This is a genomic window from Escherichia sp. KCJ4928 (assembly GCF_004352695.1).
Taxonomy (GTDB): Bacteria; Pseudomonadota; Gammaproteobacteria; order Enterobacterales; family Enterobacteriaceae; genus ECMA0423.
Genome location: NZ_SJWV01000362.1, coordinates 1 through 1,813 on the forward strand (window position 1 = coordinate 1; position 1,813 = coordinate 1,813).

At 38.7% G+C, this 1,813-nt stretch carries 2 pseudogenes; both read right to left on the reverse strand.

The features are described from left to right. Positions 1-489 (reverse strand): annotated as a pseudogene (locus E0D98_RS23820) (fimbrial family protein); the annotation flags it as partial. A gap of 12 nt (positions 490-501) precedes the next feature. Further along, positions 502-1,813 (reverse strand): annotated as a pseudogene (locus E0D98_RS23825) (fimbria/pilus outer membrane usher protein); the annotation flags it as partial.

The window sequence follows — 1,813 nt, forward strand, 5'->3', positions numbered from 1 at the left end:
CGCTATTACAATTAGTATTATTCCCTGTACATGAACTCACTTCAATTTCGAACAACAAAGGAAAAGGAGTTCCAGGAAAAATGTCTGCGGTGTTAGAACTATCTGATACAGATGCGATAGAATATGGAATGGTGAAATTTATCGCAGATAGCATTTCTTCTAAATTATAAGATGACTTCCCTGGAAGCTCTATTTTTTTACCGTCAGATTCAAAGGGGAAATTAATAATATAATGACGACTTCCGACTTTAAACCTTAAAGCGTTCTGTGTTAAAAAATGAACTTTAATTGCGTTGGTTGTCTCTTGCAAGTCTGTACACTCAATGATATTTCCGGTGTTTTCAATTTTTCGGCGGTTAGATTACCTTTCATACTCAGTGGCTTGAGTATATATGTTCCACGTTGTTCACCGACATTGGTCAATGCACAGGGAGCACTTTGCACAATAAAAGAATATAGACTCAAGGTGATTAATAAAAGCCACTTCATAGTAAACTCCTTTTACTGGCATATATATGTTTTGTTTTCATCGATAACGTGTTGAAAAGTAATAGTACAGAATAAGTTCTGTTCATCATTGAGAGCAACTTTTATTCCAGTGGGAATTTCATCTACGCGAATAAAAAGGCGACTACCCTGGCCAACGACTCCAATATTATTTTCCTGGAGATCCAGTACGTCATAGCCAAAGGTTAATGGCGAACCATCGGGACGCAGTGCCTGTATATACCAGGGCTTACGTTGGTCAGTTGTAAACTGCACATAAGAAACTGCTCCACGGTAAGGTGCAATAATTTGACGATTGCCCTGCAATTCTGTTTCACTTTCACTGTTTGCAATATCAAGTACCAGATGGTTTTCACGATGAGGTATTATCAGGTCGTAAACAACCTGGCCTTTGCTGTTTGTTCGATTGTATTTTTGTCCATTAATATGTGCACCTTCTAACCCAGGCGCATCCAGAATTGCAAATGTATCGGATAACTGGTTAGTGATATTAATACCACCGGGCCAGACAACTAATCCACTACTAATACTTCCACCACTTTGCTAGGCGTTTTTAGAATGACTATAGCTGCCATCTATTATGGCGATGGGAGTTCTCCAGCTTAAATTCGTACCAAGCGAGGTATCATTATTTTGTTGTTGCTGATTAACATATATACCATAATTTAACTGATCATGTTCACCGGCTATGCCAGTAATTCCAGTATTGTTGGAGGAATAGCCATCTTTGGAAAATGAGGTCGAATTCGATAAGTTAATTTGGTGACGTGTTTTGGCAATATCATCCCCCCAGTAGAAAGGAATGGAGATAAACAGATTAAAACGCTCCTCTTCTTTATTATTTTCATCATAAGATTGGCTGGCAGAGAAAGTATAACTAATGTGTTGCCAGTTATTGGAGTAACTGAATTGGTAATCTTTAGCATTTCCACTTCGCCCCCAGTAATTCCGCCAAAGCGCACTTAATGATACATTTCCCAGATTATTGGATAAAGGTTGCATAATATTAGCAGAAAGGCTATTTTTTCTGCCAATATCATAAAAATCATCATAATCACTCTGATGATAGTGTTTATCATTTTCGTAAAGATGGTCGCTGAATGTCCTGTAATCCTGCGAAGCATAACGCCAGGCGGCCACGCTAAATCGAGTGGCTGTTTGTACTAGATATTTATTATAGGCGACCTGATAGCTCGTACCTTCGTGTCTGGTATCATTATTTAACTTACTACTCGATCGGGCAGCGTAAAAAGAGATGGCACCCAGCGGTGTATTCCAACCATTTCCCAGAGTTATAGCATTATAG